Origin of the sequence: Halobaculum saliterrae, from assembly GCF_009831625.1 — an archaeon.
GTDB lineage: Archaea > Halobacteriota > Halobacteria > Halobacteriales > Haloferacaceae > Halobaculum > Halobaculum saliterrae.
In genome coordinates, this window is sequence record NZ_WUUS01000004.1 from 315237 (window position 1) to 334559 (window position 19323).

Annotated in this window: 18 protein-coding genes; 8 read left to right on the top strand and 10 right to left on the bottom strand. The window is 69.9% G+C overall.

The features are described from left to right. Positions 1-60 precede the first annotated feature (60 nt). Together GRX01_RS08375 and GRX01_RS08380 are read left to right on the top strand one after the other, a co-directional pair. Positions 61-462, top strand: coding sequence for a universal stress protein (locus tag GRX01_RS08375; RefSeq protein ID WP_159665542.1), 402 nt, complete (start codon positions 61-63; stop codon positions 460-462). Positions 463-564: 102 nt separating this feature from the next. Then, positions 565-1098: a GNAT family N-acetyltransferase gene (locus tag GRX01_RS08380; RefSeq protein WP_159665545.1), complete on the top strand. Its 534-nt coding sequence runs from the start codon at positions 565-567 to the stop codon at positions 1096-1098. Here the strand turns inward: GRX01_RS08380 and GRX01_RS08385 are convergent, their stop codons facing one another. From GRX01_RS08385 to GRX01_RS08400, 4 genes are all read right to left on the bottom strand, one after another. Next, the gene (locus tag GRX01_RS08385) at positions 1099-2355 is read right to left on the bottom strand and encodes an ornithine cyclodeaminase (RefSeq protein ID WP_159665548.1); all 1257 of its coding nucleotides are present in this window, start codon (positions 2353-2355) and stop codon (positions 1099-1101) included. A 100-nt stretch (positions 2356-2455) separates the two neighbouring features. After that, positions 2456-2950 (bottom strand): hypothetical protein, encoded by a 495-nt coding sequence (locus GRX01_RS08390; protein ID WP_159665551.1) that lies wholly within the window; start codon positions 2948-2950, stop codon positions 2456-2458. A 100-nt stretch (positions 2951-3050) separates the two neighbouring features. Continuing rightward, positions 3051-3998: an alpha/beta hydrolase gene (locus GRX01_RS08395; protein WP_159665554.1), complete on the bottom strand. Its 948-nt coding sequence runs from the start codon at positions 3996-3998 to the stop codon at positions 3051-3053. Continuing rightward, positions 3995-4429 (bottom strand): hypothetical protein, encoded by a 435-nt coding sequence (locus GRX01_RS08400; protein ID WP_201289546.1) that lies wholly within the window; start codon positions 4427-4429, stop codon positions 3995-3997. The genes GRX01_RS08395 and GRX01_RS08400 overlap by 4 nt, the downstream gene beginning before the upstream one ends. A gap of 289 nt (positions 4430-4718) precedes the next feature. Between GRX01_RS08400 and GRX01_RS08405 the strand changes: the two genes are divergently transcribed. Beyond that, entirely contained in the window at positions 4719-5606 is an 888-nt protein-coding gene (locus GRX01_RS08405) for a winged helix-turn-helix domain-containing protein (RefSeq protein WP_159665557.1), read from the top strand. 13 nt (positions 5607-5619) lie between these two features. Here the strand turns inward: GRX01_RS08405 and GRX01_RS08410 are convergent, their stop codons facing one another. From GRX01_RS08410 to GRX01_RS08425, 4 genes are all read right to left on the bottom strand, one after another. Continuing rightward, positions 5620-7851, bottom strand: coding sequence for a prolyl oligopeptidase family serine peptidase (locus GRX01_RS08410; protein WP_159665560.1), 2232 nt, complete (start codon positions 7849-7851; stop codon positions 5620-5622). Positions 7852-7987: 136 nt separating this feature from the next. Further along, positions 7988-10225 (bottom strand): amino acid permease, encoded by a 2238-nt coding sequence (locus tag GRX01_RS08415; RefSeq protein WP_159665563.1) that lies wholly within the window; start codon positions 10223-10225, stop codon positions 7988-7990. After that, positions 10222-10668 (bottom strand): universal stress protein, encoded by a 447-nt coding sequence (locus GRX01_RS08420; protein WP_321167980.1) that lies wholly within the window; start codon positions 10666-10668, stop codon positions 10222-10224. The genes GRX01_RS08415 and GRX01_RS08420 overlap by 4 nt, the downstream gene beginning before the upstream one ends. A gap of 262 nt (positions 10669-10930) precedes the next feature. Further along, complete coding sequence (locus tag GRX01_RS08425; protein WP_159665566.1) at positions 10931-11125, bottom strand: hypothetical protein; 195 nt, start codon at positions 11123-11125, stop codon at positions 10931-10933. A 166-nt stretch (positions 11126-11291) separates the two neighbouring features. Here GRX01_RS08425 and GRX01_RS08430 point away from each other — a divergent pair, with 166 nt between their 5' ends. Both GRX01_RS08430 and GRX01_RS08435 read left to right on the top strand, forming a co-directional pair. Beyond that, positions 11292-12338, top strand: a complete 1047-nt coding sequence (locus tag GRX01_RS08430) for a DHH family phosphoesterase (protein ID WP_159665569.1) — start codon at positions 11292-11294, stop codon at positions 12336-12338. A 150-nt stretch (positions 12339-12488) separates the two neighbouring features. Further along, on the top strand, positions 12489-12920 hold the full coding sequence (locus tag GRX01_RS08435; protein ID WP_159665572.1) for a universal stress protein: 432 nt from the start codon (positions 12489-12491) through the stop codon (positions 12918-12920). A 30-nt stretch (positions 12921-12950) separates the two neighbouring features. On the opposite strand, the gene GRX01_RS08440 is transcribed toward GRX01_RS08435, so the two are convergent. Continuing rightward, positions 12951-14156: an inorganic phosphate transporter gene (locus tag GRX01_RS08440; RefSeq protein WP_321167981.1), complete on the bottom strand. Its 1206-nt coding sequence runs from the start codon at positions 14154-14156 to the stop codon at positions 12951-12953. Between the two features lie 261 nt (positions 14157-14417). On the opposite strand from GRX01_RS08440, the gene GRX01_RS08445 reads away from it, so the two are divergent. The 3 genes from GRX01_RS08445 to GRX01_RS08455 all read left to right on the top strand — a co-directional run bounded on the left by GRX01_RS08445 (position 14418) and on the right by GRX01_RS08455 (position 18283). Further along, positions 14418-15848 (top strand): APC family permease, encoded by a 1431-nt coding sequence (locus GRX01_RS08445; RefSeq protein ID WP_159665575.1) that lies wholly within the window; start codon positions 14418-14420, stop codon positions 15846-15848. Between the two features lies 1 nt (position 15849). Continuing rightward, complete coding sequence (locus GRX01_RS08450; protein WP_159665578.1) at positions 15850-16581, top strand: universal stress protein; 732 nt, start codon at positions 15850-15852, stop codon at positions 16579-16581. A 178-nt stretch (positions 16582-16759) separates the two neighbouring features. Then, the gene (locus tag GRX01_RS08455; RefSeq protein ID WP_159665581.1) at positions 16760-18283 is read left to right on the top strand and encodes an amidase; all 1524 of its coding nucleotides are present in this window, start codon (positions 16760-16762) and stop codon (positions 18281-18283) included. Positions 18284-18289: 6 nt separating this feature from the next. On the opposite strand, the gene GRX01_RS08460 is transcribed toward GRX01_RS08455, so the two are convergent. Next, positions 18290-19165: a hypothetical protein gene (locus tag GRX01_RS08460; RefSeq protein ID WP_159665584.1), complete on the bottom strand. Its 876-nt coding sequence runs from the start codon at positions 19163-19165 to the stop codon at positions 18290-18292. Between the last annotated feature and the right edge of the window lie 158 nt (positions 19166-19323).

Below are 19323 nucleotides of genomic sequence, written 5' to 3' on the forward strand. Positions count from 1 at the left end.
AGTGTGTGAGCCTCGGTAACGGGGGACACAGTTATTTCCGGTCGGTGTGTGGGCCGAACCATGGAGTACGTCCTTGCGACGAACTCGGTGGCACGGAGCGAGGCGTTGTGTGAGTACCTGCGGACGCGGATCGACGGGACGGACGTCGTCCACGCCGTCAACTCCCAACGCGGCGGCGACCGGACGACACAGGGGGAACTCGACCGGGGCGAGGAGGCGCTCGACGTGGTCGACGCGCGGCTCTCGGACGTCGCCGAGGTCCACTGCCACCAGGTCGTCCGGGGGAACGACCCCACGGAGGACCTGCTCGAGTTCGTCCACCGGCACGACGCCGACGAGATAGTGATGGGGATCCGCAAGCGATCGGCGACCTCGAAGCTGGTCTTCGGGAGCGTCGCGCAGGACATCCTCATGACCGCGAACGTGCCCATGCGCGTCGTTCCGGTCCCAGAGCGCCGATAGCCCGCGCCGGCGACGACGGTCGAACGCCGTGTCACGTGAGCACACGTCACTGACCCACACTCCGCCGACCAATTGAAGCGGCGCGGGGTCGAGCGACCCGGTATGCCCGGTCCCGTGTTCCGTCGCGGCGAGGCTGTCGAGTTGCGGACGGTCGAGGAGGAGGACGCAGGGTTCCTGGCCGAGCTGGTCAACGACCCGCGGGTCCGCTCGGGAACCGCGATGGCGACTCCGGTCAGCGAGGCGGACGAGCGCGAGTGGATCGACTCCGTCGGCGACGACGGCGGGGTGCACCTCCTCGTGTGCGTCGACGGCGGCCCCGTCGGGATCGCCGGCGTGAACGCCCCGAACGAGACGTGGGGTGCGGCGGAGCTCGGGTACCAGTTCGTGCCCGACGCCTGGGGGAACGGCTACGCCACCGATGCCGCCCGCGAACTGTGCGCCCACGCGTTCACGGAGCGACGGCTCCACAAGGTGTACGCGAAGGTGTACGAGACGAACCCCGCCTCCGCGCGGGTGCTCGAGAAGGTCGGCTTCACCGAGGAGGGACGCCACCGCGACGAGGCGTTCGTCGACGGCGAGCACGTCGACGTCAGGCGGTTCGGTCTGCTCGCCGACGAGTGGGTCGAGGATCGATAGCTACTCCACCAGTTCCTCGGCGAGTATCGGGACGAACGTCCCCACGTCGGTGACCATCCCGACGGCCTGCGCGGAGCCGCGATCGAGCAGCTGTGTGACCGTGGCGGGGTTGATGTCGACACAGACCGTCCGCGTCGTCGACGGGAGGCAGTTCCCGACGGCGACGGAGTGCAACAGCGACGACAGCATGAGCACGAGGTCGGCATCGCGCGCCTGTTCGCGGATCGCGTTCTGTGCCTCGACGGCGTCGGTGATCGTGTCCGGCAGCGGGCCGTCGTCGCGGATCGAGCCCGCGAGCACGAAGTCGCGGTCGTTGACGACACACTCGTACATGACGCCCTCGGTGATCAGTCCCTCCTCGACGGCGGCCTCGATGCCGCCCGCGCGGACCACCTCGCTGATCGTGTAGATGTGGTGCTTGTGCCCCTTTCGCGGGTGCTCCATCGTCTCCACGTCCATCCCGAGGCTGGTCCCGTAGCGCGACCGCTCCATGTCGTGGACGGCGAAGCCGTTGCCCGCGGAGATCGCGTCGACGTACCCCTCGCGCACGAGTCGCGCGAGCGCGGGGCCGCCGCCCGCGTGGATGACCGCGGGGCCGGCGACGCACAGCACGCGCCCGCCCTGTGCCTTCGTCTCGGCGATCGCCTCGGCGATGTCGCGGATGAGCGACTCGGAGGGTCGCTCCGCGGAGACGCCGCCCTGCATGAAGCCGAACGGCCCCGACGAGTCGCGGGGCCGCTCGGGCGGTTTCACCCGGATGCCGGCGTCGCCCGTGACGACGAGGTCCCCCGCCTCGATGCCGTTGAGAACCTTCGTCTCGGCGGTGACCTCGCCGTCCTCGGCGACGACGTTTCCGTCCTCGTTCTCGACGCCCTCGACGACGACGGCGCAGTCCATCTCGATGTTCTCGACGCCCACCCACTCGCCGTCGATCCGGACGTCGGTGGGGTGGTTCGTCGTCGAGTAGAAGCCGTGCGGGACGACGTTGTCCGCGGGTGCGGGGGTCAGCGTCGCGTCCGTCGGCGCCGCGAGCGTCGCGCCCGACTGGTGCAGTTCGTGGAGGATCGGATGCAACGTCTCCTCGTCGTCGGCGATCACCCGCATTCGGCAGTACGACTCCTCGTCCTTGCGCGTCCCCACGTGGAACTCCTCGATGTCGAACTCGCCGCCGAGGTCCATCACGACGGTGAACGCGCGCTCCATGAGGCCGGAGTCGATGATGTGGCCCTCCAGCTCGACCACGTCGCTGACAGTCATACCGTCCGTGTGCCCCGCGACGCTGAAAAGGTGCTCGTACCCGCGGTATCGGCCGTGATCGACGGTCAGCCCACCCGACCGTTCGGGGGGTCCGACTCGCCTACAGCAGGAGCCCCTTGAGCGCGTTCAGGACGCCCCAGGTGACCTGTGCGACGACGTTCCCCTGCTCGCCCTTGATGACGATGTCGTCGGATCTGACCGCGTCGGCGAAGCGGTTCGCCGCCTGATCGCCGCTGTTGGCGTCGGCGATGGTAGATATCGTTTCGCGGTCGGTCTCCATTCGGAGCGTCGCGTCCTCGTGTACCGACTCGCGGAGGTCGACGACGGTCCCGTCGCCGGTCATCCGGAACGAGTAGACGGCAGTTTCCGCGCCGTCGCTCACGTAGAGGTTCACGCGCTTGTTCTCGATCTGGCCCGCCAGCGGACCGAGGTCGAGCCCGCCGCTCGCGTCGTTGTACAGGTCGAAGCCCGTCTCGAGCTGTGTGAACACCTCGCCGGACCACGACGGACGGTCCGACTGTGCGGTGACGGGCGCGACCGCGACCGACACGACGAGGAGCGATGCGACTGCGAGGGCGAGCGATCTGTTGAACACGCCCAGTAGAGGTCGGCCGTGGAGATAAATACGTACTACGGGTCGGGTGCTGTCCGGATGCGGTCGGCCCTCAGCGTTCCGCTCGTGGTGGACGGTCCGCCTACGGTCGCTCGAGGACGGCGTCGAGGAACGCCACCTCGTGAGCGAGCACCTCGGTGAAGCGGTCGTCCCACGCGTCGAAGTGTCCCATCGGGAGCGCCACGAGCGAGGAGTCGGGGAGCTCGTCGGCCAGTCGGTCGGTGTACTTGTAGGGGACGACCTGATCCTCGGTGCCGGCGACGACGAGGGAGGGACACGTCACCGCCGACGCGTCGGCGACCGGCCGATACCGCGGGAGCGCCAGCAGCGTCCGCGCACGGGTTTCGTTCTGCCACGTGGAGTCCCGCGGTATCAACGCCGCGTAGCCGTCGAGCGCGCCGGACTCGTTCAGCGCCGCGAACTCCTCGGGGCGGCCGTACACCTTCACCTCGTGCTCCCGCCCGACGAGTCCGGCGAGGCGATCGCGAACGCCGGCACCGATCGCACGCGCTAGGTATCGCGGCGACTTGCTCCGCAGCAGCGACCGGCCGTCGGCGAACGGCGTCCGCGCGACGACCGCGTCCACGTCGTACCGCTCGGCGGCGACGCCCACGACGTGGCCGCCGCCCAGCGAGACGCCCCACAGCGCGATCCCGTCGCCGAGGGCGTCGACCCCGCGGACGCGGTCGACGGCCGCCTGCCAGTCGGCGATCTGCCGGCTCGGGAGCACCAACGGCTCGCCCTCGGAGGCGCCGAATCCGCGGTAGTCGAAGGTGAACGCCGCGTACCCCACGTCCGCGAGGTGTTCGGCGACCCGGTCGAGCCCGAAGACGGCCTCGGCGGCGAGGCCGTGCCCGAGCACGACCGTGGCCGGTTCGGCCACGTCGCGCGGGCGGTACAGCGTCCCGACGCAGTCGTCGCCGTCGACTGTGAACGTGAGCCGACGCGTGGCGAACCGCTCGCGCGACGGGGGGTCCCCGCGCACGCGCCGTGCGGGCGGTCGGTCGGGGGTCGCACGCGGGGCGCTCACCGGCGCCCTCCGTCGCCGGGCGCCGGATCGGGCTCGTCGTCCGCGGCGGCGGTCGCGTGTGGCGCGTCGGCGTCGACGGGGACGTCCGGGTCCGTCTCGACGGTTCCGAGCACGCGCTCGGAGAACTCCTCCTCGGAGATCCGGTAGCCGGTCAGCTCCTCCAGCCACTCGGCCTCGGCGTGCCACGTCGCCTGCACGTCGTCCTCGAAGCGCAGCGAGGTGGCGTCCACGCGCAGGGGGTCGAGCTCGCCGGCCTCGACGAGGTCGATCACCGTGTTACAGACGCGACCCATCTCCCCGTGTGCCGGACGCTCCGCGGGAAGCGTCGTCGTGTATGCGACGGCGACGCGGTCCGGCGAGAGGCGGACGTCCGCGACGTCGATGCCGTCGGCTCGGAGTTCCTGAGCGAGCGCCGACTCGTCGATGGTCATACCCGCGAATACACTCGGGGGCGACTTACTGGTTCCGGGGACTCGGAGGCCGTCAGAAGCGACGCGGACAACGGGACGGCTGGAACGGAGGGGTGGGAGTCCATGTCAGAGGCACTGTGTCCCTCCGTCCCAACGCGAGTTATCGATGATCGTACACCGACTTAACCGCTTGGTGAACCACCGTTCACCACGTGTATGGGGCCGGACAGGAGGTGAATCGCAGTACACTCATTCGATCTGATACGTCGAACGGAACACGTATACACATCCGTCCGGCAGTACGGGTCGGATGGACGACGACGAGGAGGCGTCGAGACGGACGTTCGAGTTGTTGGCGAACGAGACGCGGCTCGGGATCATCTCGACGCTCGGGGAGGCCAGCGGGGAGGGCGGGTACGCGACGCTGGCGTTCTCGGACCTGCAGGCGGCGACGGGGGTGGAGGACAACGGTCACTTCAACTACCACCTGACGAAGCTCGTTGGCGAGTTCATCGAGGAGCGCGAGGGCGGATACGCGCTGACGCTCGCGGGGATCCGGGCGTATCAGGCGATCGTTGCATATCGTGTCACTCCCGAGGTCGAAATAGAGCCGTTCGAGTTCCCTCATAAGGAATCCTGTGTACAATGCGGGGGAACCATCGTCGCACGCTACACGGACGGGCGGTTCATCACGGAGTGTGAAGAGTGTGGAACCGAGGAACTGAACTACCCGGTTTCCGTCGCCGACTTCGATCCGAACGACCCCGAATCGCTGCTCGACGCCGCGACCCGACGCATGATCCGCGATGAGTCGTCGATGTACAACGGGGTCTGTCCGTACTGTGCCGGGCGGGTAGTCTGGACCGTCGAACTTCCGGAGGGCCACTGGGAAGAATCGAACCTGAGGGGAGACGCGATGGCACACGGCGCCTGCACACGATGTGCATGGTTCCTATACGGGAACGTCGTCGGGAAGATCCGTCACCACCCGGCGATATCAGACTTTCTCAGCCGTCATGGGTATGACCCTTGGACCGATCCGCCGTGGGAGGAACAGTACGACTTCGACCACCAGGTTTTGGACGATGATCCGGTGCGGGTGGAAGTGAGTTACCTCGCCGACGGGGAGTGCCTTGAGGTCACTGTCGACAGTGACCTCGTCGTGCTCAACTACGATATCCGTCTCATAGAGGAGTGACGAGGCGACGGCGTCAGTTCGCCTCCCCTTCCACGCCCATCCCCAACCGCTCGAACACGAACCCCCACCGCTCGCTGTTCTCGCGCACCTGCATCGACGTGGGCTTGCCGACGCCGTGACCGGCGTCGTCCTCGACGCGGAGGATCACCGGCTCGTCGCCCGTGTTCCGCTCCTGGACGAGTGCGGTCATCTTGCGTGCGTGGCTCGGGTGGACGCGGGTGTCGCCGAGCGCGGTCGTGAACATCGTCGCGGGGTAGTCGGTCTCGGGAGCGTTGTGGTACGGCGAGTACTCGCGGATGTACGTGAACGCCTCCGGGTCCTCCTCGGGCTGGCCGTACTCCGTCGTCCACGAGGCGCCGAGCAGGAACCGGTGGAACCGAAGCATGTCGAGCAGCGGCACGTGACACAGCGCGACCGCCCAGCGGTTGGGACGCTGAGTGATCAGTGCGCCGACGAGCAGGCCGCCGTTGGAGCCGCCGACGACGCCGATTCGGTCGGGGTCCGCCCAGCCGGTCTCGGCGATACCGTCCGCGACCGCGAGCGCGTCGTCGAACACGCGCTGTTTGTTCTCCCGGCGGCCGGCCTCGTGCCACGGCTCGCCGTACTCGGTGCCCCCGCGCAGCGTCGCGAGCACGAACACGCCGCCGGCGGCGAGGAAGGGCAGGCGGAAGCGGTCGAACGTCGGCGTGCGGTTCACCCGGAAGCCGCCGTAGCCGGAGAGCAGCGCGGGGTTGTCGCCGTCGGGGTCCACGTCGCTCCGGCGGACGACGAACGCCGGCACGTCGGTGCCGTCCGCCGACTCGAACCACTCCTGACTCACCTCGATGTCGAACCCGACCTCGGTCGACTGGCGACACAGCGTCTCGGTCGTCCCGTCGTCGAGGTCGACGCGGCGGACGGCGGGCGGCTCGGCGAACGACTGGACGGTCAGGTACGCTTCGGGCTCGTCGCTGGCCCCGTGGACGCCCGCGACCGTCGGGAACGCCGGGAGCTCGACCGTCCGCTCGCGCTCCCCGTCGGCGTCGAGGATCGCGAGCTCGGAGCTGGCGTCCCGGTGGTAGTGCGCGAGGATCCGGTCGCCGGCGAGTTCCACACCGCGGAGGACGGCGTCCGTCTCGGGGACGAGTTCGTCGAACGCCTCCGGGTCGTTCGTCTCGCCCGCGAGCGCAGCGTCGAGCGGCGCGGCGAGGACACGCGATAAGTCGGCGCCGTGGTCGGTCGCGAGCAGCAGACGATCCCGATCGCCGTCGATCGTCGGCGTGAACACGGCGTCGACGCCGGTAAGCACCGGGCGCAGGTCCGCCTCCGTGGGGTCGCCGCGGTAGCCGTACACGTCGGAGCGCTCCCACCCCTCGACGTAGCCCGCGATCAGCGCGTCGCCGTCGGTCACGAGCGTCGGCCACGTGGTCTCCCCGACCTCGTCCGCGACGACGTGGTCGTCCGCGGGGGCCGCGTGGGAGCCGAACTCGTGATAGCGGATCGCCTTGTCGAGTTGGCCATCCGAGGGCGCGTCGCCCTCGTCGGCGTCGTCGGAGTCGTTTCCGTCGCCGTCGTCGCCCGCGGCCCCGGTCGTGACGTAGTAGAAGCCCCGGGGCGGCGCCGCGGACGCGTCGTCGTCGTCGGTATCGGCCGCGTCGTCGGCATCGGTCGCCCCGTCGGCGTCCGCCGACCCGCCGGACTCCACCCACGCGAACCCGTTTCCTTGGGTTCGCCCGGCGTCCTCCACCGTCTCGACGACCTCGGCGGTCGCCACGTCGACGATCCGGACGTCGTACTGCTCGTCGCCGCCCTCGGCGACGCCGTACGCGAGGTACGCGCCCTCCGGACCGGGGACGAACCAGTCCATCGAGACGGTGCCGTCGCCGGCCCACCCGTTCGGGTCGACCAGCACGGTCCCCTCGTCGGTGCCGACGGCGTCCGGACCGTCGTACGCGTACAGCACGGGCTGTTCGTCGTCCGGCCGCTTCACCTCCTGAAACAGGCGGTCGCCGGCGGGGGTGACGGGGCCGTACTGGCCGACGCGCCCGAGCGACCCGAACCGGTCGGCCAGCGCCTCGCGGTGCGGGGTATCGAGGACGCCCTCGGCGTACTCGTTCTGTGCGTCGGTCCACTCGCGGACCTCGTCGTCGTCGCCCTCCAGCCAGCGGTACGGGTCCGTGATCGACTCGCCGTGAAGTTCGTCGGTGACGGTTCGTCGCGGCGTCTCGGGAGGGCCGTCCGGGCCCGAGGCGTCCGTGTCGGTCATCGATCCTAACATCGGGCCTCGCCGGAAGTAGCTGCCCCTCGGCGGAGCGATTGCCGGGACCGAGATCCGACCCGGACCGGTGCCGACCCGGTCCGAGGTCGCAGTCGTCTTCGGTGGAGACGGTGATCGCCGACGGCTACCGGCCGAACAGCCGGTCGAGGATACCGCGTTCGCTGGGTCGCTCGGCCAGGAGCACCGACGCGTCGACCTCGTCCACCACGTCGAGCGCGAGCGCACCCGAGACCAGGCGCGAGAGCATCCCGCGCTCGGTGGCGCCGATGACGACCAGCGAACAGTCCTCGCTCTGGCGTCGGATCGACTCCTCGACGTCGCCGGACTCGACGACCCGCTCGGCGTCGCCGAGGCCGTGTTCGTCGGCCCAGGTCTCGAGGAACGCCTCGCCCTCGTCGACGTCGTCGTTGACGTGGAGCAGCCGGATCTCCGAGCCGTACGCGTCCCGCATGTAGCCCGCGACCTCCGCGGACAGGTCCGAGTCCGGGCCGCCCGCGGTCGGGACGAGCACGCGCTCGGGGTCGAAGTCGCGGTCCTTGAGGACGAGGAAGTCACACGGGAGGTTCCGCGTGAGCTCGTCGACGCGTCCTTCGACGCGGCCGGGGGAGCCGTGGCCCTCCGGTCCCCAGCCCATCACGACGAGGTCGGCGTCGTGGGTGCGGGCGGCGTCGAACACCTCCTCGAACGAGCGGTGGGAGACGATGGTGCTCGTCTCGACCGGGACGCCGAGCTCCTCGGCGTCGAGGCGCGCACGTTCGAGGAGTTCGTCGCTCCCCTCGTCGAACTTCCGGACGTTGTCCGCTGCGTACTCAAGCGAGGTCTGGTCGGGGACCGAGACGATGTGGACAGCGTCGACGGTTCCGCCGCGCTGGCGGGCGATCCGCGCGGCGAGTTCGATGAGCGTTCCCTCGGTAGCGGGGTTCGCCAGCGGCACCATCACGCGGAACTCCCCGCCGTCGGGGGCGACCGCGTCCGCCGCGTCGACGGCGGCGTCCGGCATGGTCTCGGGCTTCGAGCGGATGTAGTCCGCGAGCGCGCCCTCGCTGGTCGTTCGCGAGCGGGCGTACCCGAAGTACCACACCAGCGCGAACGCGACGAACGCGCCGCCGATGAGCACCACCGTCGGCTCGATGAAGACGATGAGGGCGAGCGAGACGATCGCGCCAAGGATCGGCACGGCCGGGTAGAGGGGCACGGTGTAGCTCGGATCGTACCCCTCGACGTTCGCCTCGCGGAACACGATCAGCGCGACGTTGAGCAGCGCGTAGATGACGAGGTGGAGCACCGATCCGAGCGTCGCGAGCGTGTTCACGTCCGCGAGGACGATGAACAGGAGGATGAGCGCGCCCGTGACGGCGATCGAGCGGTACGGCGTCCCGAACCGCGGGTGGATCTCGTTGAGCTCCGGGGAGACGAGGCGATCCCGGCCCATCGCGAAGTTGATCCGCGAGGACGCGAGGATCGAGGCGTTCGCGCTGGAGGCGGTCGCCAGCAGCCCGCCGATCAGCATCGCGATCGCCCCCGCGGGCCCGAGGACGATCCGCGCCACCTCGACGACCGCGATCTGTCCGTCCGGGATGGCCGCGATGAACCCCTGCTCCACGGCCGCGCTCATCACGATGAGGACGAGCGCGTAGATGACGGTCACGATGACGACCGAGCCGATGACGGCCCGCGGGAGGTTCCTCCCCGGGTCTTTGATCTCCTCCGCGACGGAGGTGATCTGGACGAACCCGAGGTAGGAGACGAAGATGAGCCCGGTCGTCGTGAGCATCGGCCCGAAGCCGGTCCCCTCCGCGATGTTCGCCGGGTCCGCGCGGAGCGTGCCCGCGATCGTGAACACCGTGAGGATGAGGACCAGAAGCACGACGATCACGTTCTGGAGGCGCCCGGTCTCCTTGGCGCCGGCGTAGTTGATGAGGACGAACAGCGCCGCTCCCGCGAGCGCGACCGCCTTCACGCCGACGGGGATCGCGATCCCGACGAACGGGACGGCGATCGACCCGCCGGAGATGTTGACGACGTACTCGCCGAACCCGACCATGTAGAACGCCGAGGCGAACGCGAGCCCCATCCAGTTGGCCCAGCCGGCGACGGAGCCGAACATCGGGCCGAGCGCCTGGTTCACGTAGTAGTAGGCGCCCCCCGACACCGGCATCGCCGTCCCGAGCTCCGAGGCCGAGAAGGCCGTCAGGATCGCGATGGCGCCGCCGAGCACGAACGAGATCACGGCGAACGAGCCAGCCTCGCTGATCGCCACGCCCGGGAGGACGAAGATCCCCGCGCCGATCATGGTCCCGACGCCGATGGTCAGCGCCGCGAGCGGGCCCAGGTCCTTCGCGAGCTCCTCGTCGCCGCTCATTCGTCCACCGGCGACCCGTCGTCGTCGGTCGGTCGCGGCAGGCTCACCACGGGACGGTCGGCGTCCGTCACCAGTCGCAGCGAGACGTCGCCGGTGAGCATCCGGACGAAGCGGCCGCCGTCGCGCGGCGTGAACGCGATCGCCGTCGCGTCCACGTCGCCGGCCACCGACAGGATGCCGTCGAGGATGTCGGTGGCGTAGACGATCTCGCGGTCGACGGTCACGTCCGGCAGCGCGGCGTCGAAGGTGTCGAACGCCTCGCGGGCGGCCTCCTCGCGCTGGTCGACGCCCGCCTTGTCCGGGGCGCCGCCGGCCTTCTCGACGACGTACACGAGCGTCGCCTCGCCCATCTCGGCGCCGTGGGCGGCGATGGCGGCGGCCGTCGCGGCCGCGTCGTCCTCCGAGGCGACGGGGACGACGACCCGCGAGAGCAGGTCGCTCACCGGCCGGTCCCTCCGTGCGTTGCGTCGAGTCCAACGAGGACGCGGTCGCCTCCGCCGATCCGTCGAGGCGGGCCGTTCGCGCCGCTGGTGCGTGTGTCTCTCATGTCCCCTCGATCGACCCCGATCGGCGTAAACGCTTCCATGGGGGTTGTGGGAACAGCTTTATCGCGCGGCAGGAACGGAGCGAGCGATCCGGGGCGGTGGAGGGCGGTTCCGACTCTCGGGTCGGTCGCTCCGTGGATCGCCTCGTGACCGACTCGCGCTATCTGACGTCCTCGATCGACACGGCCGTGTCGGTGTCGACCGTGATCCACGTCGTCTCCAGGGTCTCCGGGTCGTAGACGGTCACGGAGCTCGGATCCGAGCCGTCGTCGAGGAGGTACCGAAGCCCGAACTCGGGGAGGTCGTCGAGGGTGTCCGACTCCCGGAGCTGCGGCAGGTCGTCGCTCGCGTGCATACACATGTCTCCCACGCTCAGGTATATGACAGTACGCTTCGAATTATCGCGTGTGAGACCGCGGGGTGTCGGAGGGATCGACTCCCGACGCCGCGAGCGCCGCCGGGCGACGAAGGAGGACGATCCGTGCGGTGGACGCTTGTGGCCCCCGTTCCAACGGTGAGGCATGCATCCCGCACGGGAACTCGCGGAGCTCCTCGGCGGCGCCGAGGAGCTCACGATCGTCTGCCACAACAACCCCGATCCGGACTGCCTCGCGAGCGCGTTCGCGCTGGGCCGGATCGCGATGGCCGCCGGCATCGACGAACACCACATCCTGTACAGCGGCGAAATCTCCCACCAACAGAACCGAGCGTTCGTCAACCTCCTCGACATCGACCTCACCCCCTTCGAGCCCGCGGCCGTCAGGGACCGCCCCGAGGGGTCGCTGCTCGCGTTCGTCGACCACGCGGTTCCGGGGGCGAACAACCGTGTTCCGGAGGGAACGCCCGTCGACGTCGTGATCGATCACCATCCGAACGAGGCCATCGAGGCGGGGTTCGTCGACCACCGCGAGCACGTCGGCGCGACGGCGACGATCCTGACGGAGTACGTGCGGGAGCTGGACACCGAAATGGACGCCGACCTCGGGACGGCGCTCATGTTCGCGCTTCGTCGCGAGACGCTCGGGTTCCTTCGGGGGGCGACGCCGGCCGAGTACGACGCCGCGGGATGGCTCCACGGCCACGCGGACGGCGCACTGCTCCGGACGCTGTCGACGCCGTCGGTCACCGGGGCGACCGTCGACGCGATCGCGGAGGCGATCACGAACCGGACCGTGCGCGGCTCGGTGCTGATCTCCGGGATCGGACGGACGAGCGAGCGCGACGCGTTGCCGCAGGCGGCCGACTACCTCGCAACGCTGGAGGGCGTCGAGACCGCGATCGTGTTCGGCGTCGTCGACGACGGGATCCAGCTCTCCGCCCGGTCGACGGACTCGCGGATCCACATCGGCGACGTGCTCGACGGGGCGTTCGGGGACGTCGGGAGCGCCGGGGGACACCGCGAGATGGCCGGCGGGGAGGTGCCCCTCGGCGTCTTCGCCGACTTCACGACCGACGACGCGCAGCTGTTCGCGATCGTCGACCAGGTGATGAGCGCGCGGCTCGTCGCCGAGCTCAACCTCTCGACGGAGGCGGACACGCGGGAACCTGTGAAGGACGAACCGAACTGAGGGGGCAGTGCCGCCCGTGCCCGACAGGCTTGCTCCGGTCCGTGCATGTCCGGATGGACGGGGCGGCGGCGTCGACCGGGGGCGCCCCGTTCGCACGGTCGGCCGTCGGACGACCACCGCCGATATGTGCAAGGGGGGCCAAGCTGTCCCATGGCGCCATCACACGTGCTCGTCCCGCTCGACGGGTCGCCGCTCTCGGACGAGGCGTTCGAGCGGGCGCTCGAGCTCTTCGACTGTCGGCTGACCGTCCTGAACGTGGTGACGCCGCTCGACGCGTCGATGAGCGAGGGCGGCGTCCTCGAGCCCGGCGAGGCCCGCCGTCAGAGCGCGCGTGATCGGGCCGACCGTGTCGTCGAGCGGGCGAGGGAGCGGGCGGCCGCGTTCGATCGACCGATCGAGACCGCGGTGGAGACCGGCGATCCGGCCGAGGCCATCCTCGAGTACGTCGACGGCCACGACGTCGACCACGTCGTGATGGGCGGGCACGGGGGCGAACGGGGCGTCATCGCCCGCCGGCTGCTCGGCACCGTGGCGACGAGCGTTGTCGGGGACGCACCCGTGACAGTCACCGTCGTTCGCTGACCGCCGTCCCGGCCCCCGACCCGGCCCGTCTCACCCGCCGAGCACCGTCGCGAAGGCCCTGTAAAGCCCGAACCCGATCGCGGTGGAGGCCGTGAGCGTGATGAGCCAGAACGCGAGCGTCACGCCGATCTTCCGGCGGGAGACGCCGGCCGAGCCGCCGGCGAGGCCGCCGCCGATGACCCCGGAGATGATGATGTTGTTGAACGAGATGGGGATCCCCAGCGAGATGGCGACCTGCGCGATGACGAACCCGGGAACCAGCGCGGCGATGGAGCGCCTGACCCCCAGCTGTGCGTACTCGCGGGAGGTCGCCTGGAGCAGCTTGGGCGCGCCCATCCACGCGCCCGCGAGGATGCCGGTCGCGCCCAGCGTCAGGAGGACGATGCCGGGGAGCCCGAGTTCGGTCCCGTAGAGGTTCTCGAGGGGGCCGGTCGCCAACCCGACCTGACTGCCGCCGCTGGAGAAGGCGACGACGCTCCCGAGGACGATGAGGAACGTCCGGATGCCGTCCTCGGCCGACGCTTGCGTCCGTCGACGGATGGCCCGGAATCCGACGGCGGCGGCCGCGAGCGTCACGACCACGGCGAGGGGGTCGATCCCGGCGACCGTCGGCGTCTCGACCTGTCGCGCGATGAACCCCGCGATGGAACTCTGGCTCGCCTCCGGCGGGGAGGGAATAACGCCCAGTTGGACGTTGGCGACGATGCCGCTGACGACCGCCGCGAGCAACGGGACGCCGACGGTCTCCGGGATGTCGTCGCGTCGGAGGAGGGTGGCGGTGAGGTAGGCGAGCCCACCCGAGACGGGCGGGACGAGCACCCAGAACAGCGCGATTCGGCGGTAGGTGTCGACGGCGGGGTTGCCGCCGAGCGAGAGGCCGACGCCGACCATCGCCCCGGTCGTCGCGAACGCCGCCGGGACCGGATAGCCGGTGTAGACACCGAATATCATGAACCCGGTCGCGGTCAGCAGGCCCGCCGTCGCGGCCAGCGACGTGATCTGGACGCCGTTGATGAGCCCCGCCCCGACCGTCTCGGAGATCGCCCCGCCCTGGGTGAGCGCGCCCAGCGCCGCGAGGATGCCGATGAGGAAGGCCGCCCGCATCGTCGAGATGGCGTTGGCCCCGATCGCCGGCGCGAACGGCGGCGAGTTGCTGTTGGCACCGAGCGCCCACGCCGTCGCGAGGCTGGTGAGCGTCGCCAGCACGACGAGCGCCCAGAAGAGGACTCCCGGCACACTCAGGAGCCTCCACGGACGGGAATCCGAGCCATGTCGATCCGTTCGACGGACGTGGGGATTAAACGTTCGTCCGACGACACGCGACGGAACCGCCCCGTTCTCCACGACTCGTCTCACGACCGTCGAGGCCACTGACCCGGATATCGATCCACGTGAGTTCGAGCCACCGCCGCTCGAGTTCACAGGTCACGCCCTCTCTTGAGGCGTCCGCACGAGGGGCCCGCGGTTTTATTCGAAAGCTGAACCTACTCATGTCGCATGGTAGACAAGCCCGTCGACGTCGAACCGAGTGGCGAGAACGTCGCCGGCGAGGCGCCCGTCGCGGAGCCGGAGTTCGTCACCGACGACGCGACCGTCCACGACGACGACGTCGAACTCGAGCGGACAATCGGACTGGTCGGCGGGCTGGCGATCGGGATCGGGACCATGATCGGCGCGGGGATCTTCGTCTTCCCGGGGCTGGCGGCGAGCAACGCGGGGGTGGCCGCCACGCTCTCGTTCGCGATCGGCGGACTGATCGCGCTGCTCGTGGCGCTCCCCACCTCCGAACTCGCCACGGCGATGCCGCGGAGCGGCGGCGGGTACTACTTCGTCTCCCGCGGGATGGGAACGGCCTACGGCGCGGTCGTCGGGCTGGGGCTGTGGTTGGGGCTGATGTTCGCCTCCGCGTTCTATCTGGTCGGCCTCGGCCACTACGCGAGCGCCGTCCTCGCCGAACTCGACGTCGCGCTCCCGTTCAGTCCCGTCATCGGGATCGGGCTGCTGTTCGGCGCCGCGCTGACGGCGTTGAGTATCGGCGGGACCGAGAACACCGCGAAGATCCAGAACGTCGTGGTCGGGGTCCTCCTCGTGGTGCTCACGGGCTTTCTCTCCTACGGCGTCCTCGACGCGGTGGGCGTGTTCGGCGGCGGAACGGTTCCGGAGCAGTTCTTCTCGAGGGGGTACTTCCCGGTGTTGACGACCGCGGCGCTCGTGTTCACGTCGTATCTGGGGTTCGCCCAGGTCGCGACCGTCGCCGGCGAGATCAAGGACCCGGGTCGAAACCTCCCGCTGGCGATGGTGGGATCGGTCCTGATCGTCACCGTGTTCTACGTCGTGACGATCTTCGTCGCGACCAGCGCGTTCGGCGCCGACCGACTGGGACAGTTCGGGGAGACGGCGATGGTCGAGGTCGCACGCGACTTCCTCGGGTTGTCCGGCGCGGTCGCGATCCTGGGTGCGGGACTGCTCGCGACGTTCTCCAGCGCGAACGCGTCGATCCTGAGCGCGTCGCGGGCGGTGTACGCGCTCAGCCGGGACGCCCTGCTTCCTCGGAAGGCGAGCGAGATCAACCTCCGATACGGCACCCCACACGTCGCGTTGCTCGCCGCCGGCGGGCCGATCCTCGTCCTCGTCGCGACCGGACAGGTCGAACTGCTCGCGGAGGTCGCGTCGTTCCTCCACCTGATCATGTACGGGCTGATGTGTGTCGCGTTGATCGTGTTGCGACGGCGGGACCCCGAGTGGTACTCCCCCAGCTATCGGGTGCCGGGGTATCCGGTGTTGCCCGCCGTCGGCGCCCTCGCCAGCTTCGGGTTGATCGCGTTCATGCAGCCCGCGTCGATCGGCATCGGGATCGTGGTGATGCTCGTCTCGTACCTCTGGTACCGTTATTACGCTGGGGACGTCACACTCAAGGGGGACATCTGACATGAACACCCGCCCGTCGATACTCGTCCCGATCCGCGTGCTCGAGGGGGAATCGATCCCGGAGGGCGTTCCCGGCCTCCTCACGAACGCCCACGTCGTCCTGTTGGGGTATCACGTCGTCCCGGAGCAGACGGCACCCGGCCAGGCGCGAATGCAGTTCGAGGACCGGGCCGCGCAACGGCTCGACGAGTACGAGGCGATCCTCGAGGAGGCGGGAGCGACCGTCGAGCGACGGCTGGTGTTCACCCACGACGGCCAGAAGACGATCGACCGAACGACGACCGAACACGACTGTCTGGCGGCGCTCGTCCCGAGCGCTACCGGCCCGATCGAGGACGTCCTCGTCGCCGTCCGTGGCGCCGTGGGGGTCGACCGACTCGCCCGCGTCGTCGCGGGACTGTTCGGCGGAACGGACGTCTCCGTGACGCTGTACCACGTCGCGGGGGACGAGGAGACGGACGAGGACGCCGGAACGCTCCTCGACGGAGTCGTGGAACGGTTGGGGGACCTGGGGATGGACACGTCGACGGTCGAGACGCGCGTCGACCGGGAACGGGACGCCCTCGATGCGATCGTCGGGGCGTCCGACGAGTTCGACACCGTCGTCATGGGGGAGTCCGACCCCTCCCTCGCGACGTTCGTGTTCGGCCTGCCGGCCGATCAGGTCGCCGACCGGTTTCTCGGTCCCGTCCTCGTGGTACAGCGGGAACCGCCACGAGAGACGGACAAGTAAGCCGTTCCGGACCCGCTCGGCCCGGTCGGGTCGCGGATCGATCCGGAGGCGTGGCCGATTCGCTGAGCCCGACGGACGGTTCGTGTCCGGTCTTCGCGCGGGTGAGGTGCCGTCGTCGCGGTGAACGGGACGGACTACACACAGCTATTTGAGAACACATGACGTGGGACGTGATGGCATGTCAGAGTCGCCGCCGAACGTCCGCCGACCGACCGAGGAGGAGATCCGCGAACTGGCCGCCCACCACCACATGTCGCTGTCCGACGACGAGGTCGCCGACTTCGCGGCGATCATCGACGGGCTGTTCGAGGGGTACGAGCGCATCGACGAGTTGGCCGACCCCACGCCGGAGGTCGCATATCACACCCGCGACCCCGGATACGAGCCGGACGCGACGGAGGACCCGCTCAACGCGTTCGTCCGGCGGTGCGTGGTCGAGGGCGCCGACGACGGGCCGCTGTCGGACTACGAGATCGGGCTGAAGGACTCCGTCTCGCTGGCGGGCGTCGAGATGACGCTCGGGTCGAAACTGTTCGAGGGCTACGTTCCCTCGACGGACGCCACGATCGTCACCCGACTGCTCGACGCCGGCGCGACGATCACCGGGAAGCTCAACATGGAGGACATGGCGCTCTCGGGGAGCGGCGAGTTGTCCGCGACCGGTCCGGTTCGCAACCCCGTCGACGACGACTACCTCGCGGGCGGCTCATCCAGCGGGAGCGCCGCCGCGGTCGGCGCCGGCGACCTCGACGCGGCCATCGGCGGCGATCAGGGGGGATCGATCCGGATCCCCGCCGCATGGAGCGGCATCGTCGGCCACAAGCCCACCCACAGTCTCGTCCCGTACACCGGCGTCGCGGGGCTCGGTCGCTCCTTCGACCACGTCGGTCCGATGGCTTCGACCGTCGAGGACTGCGCGCTGTTGCTCGACGTGCTTGCGGGCGCAGACGGGCTCGACCCGCGACAAGGCGAGGTGCCGACGCAACACTACAGCGACGCGCTCGGGGCCGATCCCGGGGAGGTCACCGTCGGCGTCCTGCGGGAGGGGTTCGGCCACGAGCAGAGCGAGGCGGGCGTCGACGAGACCGTCCGCGACGCGCTCGACGCCTTCGAGGCGGCGGGGGCGGAGGTGACGGAGGTGTCGGTGCCGATGCACCTCGACGGCCTCCCGATCTGGAACGCGATCGGCCTCGAGGAGATCACGGCGACCGTCGAGGCCGAGTGCGTCGGCCACTACGGAACGGGCTTCCACGACACGCAGTTCGCGGACGCCTTCGGGCGCGCCCGGCGGGCGCAGGCCGACGACTACCTCGCGACGATGAAGCTCACCCTGATCGCCGGGCAGTACCTCTCCGACGAGTACCGCGGACGCTACCACGCGAAGGGAAAGAACCTCGCCCGGAAGCTCGCCGACGCCTACGACGAGGCGCTCTCGGACGTCGACGTGCTGGCGATGCCGACGACCCCTCAGACCGCCCACGAGGTCGACACGGGGATCTCCCGGGTCGAGGCGATCGACCGCGCGCTCAACATGCTCCCGAACACGGCGCCGTTCGACAACACCGGCCACCCCGCGATCAGCGTCCCCGCGGGAACCTCGGACGGGCTCCCGGTCGGCCTGATGTTCGTCGGCGACACGTTCGACGACGCGACGGTGCTCTCGACCGCCCACGCCTTCGAACGACACGTGGACGTGACGTAGACGGCGCTAGTTCGACGACGACCCGACGTGCTCGGCCACCCGCCGGGCGACGGCGCTCCGGAGCGCGTCGACGGCCAGCGTCGTCTCGCCGTTGGTGATCCGCGGGTGCTGGTCCCGGAGCGTCCGGTCGGTGACGCGGTCGGCGAGCGCCGACACGGTCGGGGACCGCCCGTCCGACTCGAGCGCTCGCGCCTCGGAGGCGATGGCCTCAGGGGAGGCGACCGCCGCGGCGTACTCCTCCGCCGAATCGGTGAGCGGCTCGGGGACGGGCGGCGGGTCTCGATACCTCGGCGCCCGTGTCGTCGCCAGCCCGCCGCCCTTCTTCCGGTAGAGGACGCCGAGGGCGGTCCCGTCGCCCCAGCGCGTCTCCGGCGTCTCGACGCCGTCGGCGGAGAGCCCTCGGACGTGTACCTCCGTGTCGATCGTCGGGGGACTCGGGAGCCCGAGTTCGTCGAACGCGCGGTCGAGTTCGTGCGGCAGCAACGTCGCCTCGGGGTGGTCGATGTCGAGCCCGACCACCGGGGGAGCGATGCCCCAGTCGTACCCCCGGCGGCGGCGGTGGACGGCGACGCCCCAGACCGTCACGGCCGTGGGGTCGGCGACCGCGGCCCGCAACGCGTTGCGGTCGAACCGCCGTCCGAGATACCGGGCGGCGAAGTCGTACCGCGGGGGCACCGAGTCCGCCGGGGTCCACGCGGCGTCCGGCCGTCCGTCGATCGACGCGTCGGGAAACGCGAGCCGGAGGCGCCCGTCGCTCCCGAGTTCGATCCCGACGACCGTCCCGTCGGGGAGTTCCTCGATCCGGACGTGTCCTCCCTCGAGGAACTCCTCGCTGACCGCTTCGAGCGAGGGAAGGGACGGCGTCGACGACGAGGGTGGCATGTCTCCGTCGAGTCGACGTGGGTACTTGAGTGTGTAGCGGTCACGGCCCCCGCTCGACGGTAGATCTCGGTCCCGAACGGAGACGAGTGGTCTCAGAACAGCATCGGATCGAACTCGCCGCGTCGTCCGCGGGCGGTGAAAACCTGCGTCCTCGAACC

Bases quoted from the DNA above. Each gene is read 5' to 3' on its own strand.
- GRX01_RS08375 (WP_159665542.1), top strand. From the start codon at position 61: ATGGAGTACGTCCTTGCGACGAACTCGGTGGCACGGAGCGAGGCGTTG.
- GRX01_RS08380 (WP_159665545.1), top strand. From the start codon at position 565: ATGCCCGGTCCCGTGTTCCGTCGCGGCGAGGCTGTCGAGTTGCGGACG.
- GRX01_RS08385 (WP_159665548.1), bottom strand. From the start codon at position 2,355: ATGACTGTCAGCGACGTGGTCGAGCTGGAGGGCCACATCATCGACTCC.
- GRX01_RS08400 (WP_201289546.1), bottom strand. From the start codon at position 4,429: ATGACCATCGACGAGTCGGCGCTCGCTCAGGAACTCCGAGCCGACGGC.
- GRX01_RS08405 (WP_159665557.1), top strand. From the start codon at position 4,719: ATGGACGACGACGAGGAGGCGTCGAGACGGACGTTCGAGTTGTTGGCG.
- GRX01_RS08410 (WP_159665560.1), bottom strand. From the start codon at position 7,851: ATGACCGACACGGACGCCTCGGGCCCGGACGGCCCTCCCGAGACGCCG.
- GRX01_RS08415 (WP_159665563.1), bottom strand. From the start codon at position 10,225: ATGAGCGGCGACGAGGAGCTCGCGAAGGACCTGGGCCCGCTCGCGGCG.
- GRX01_RS08425 (WP_159665566.1), bottom strand. From the start codon at position 11,125: ATGCACGCGAGCGACGACCTGCCGCAGCTCCGGGAGTCGGACACCCTC.
- GRX01_RS08430 (WP_159665569.1), top strand. From the start codon at position 11,292: ATGCATCCCGCACGGGAACTCGCGGAGCTCCTCGGCGGCGCCGAGGAG.
- GRX01_RS08435 (WP_159665572.1), top strand. From the start codon at position 12,489: ATGGCGCCATCACACGTGCTCGTCCCGCTCGACGGGTCGCCGCTCTCG.
- GRX01_RS08445 (WP_159665575.1), top strand. From the start codon at position 14,418: ATGGTAGACAAGCCCGTCGACGTCGAACCGAGTGGCGAGAACGTCGCC.
- GRX01_RS08450 (WP_159665578.1), top strand. From the start codon at position 15,850: ATGAACACCCGCCCGTCGATACTCGTCCCGATCCGCGTGCTCGAGGGG.
- GRX01_RS08455 (WP_159665581.1), top strand. From the start codon at position 16,760: ATGTCAGAGTCGCCGCCGAACGTCCGCCGACCGACCGAGGAGGAGATC.
- GRX01_RS08460 (WP_159665584.1), bottom strand. From the start codon at position 19,165: ATGCCACCCTCGTCGTCGACGCCGTCCCTTCCCTCGCTCGAAGCGGTC.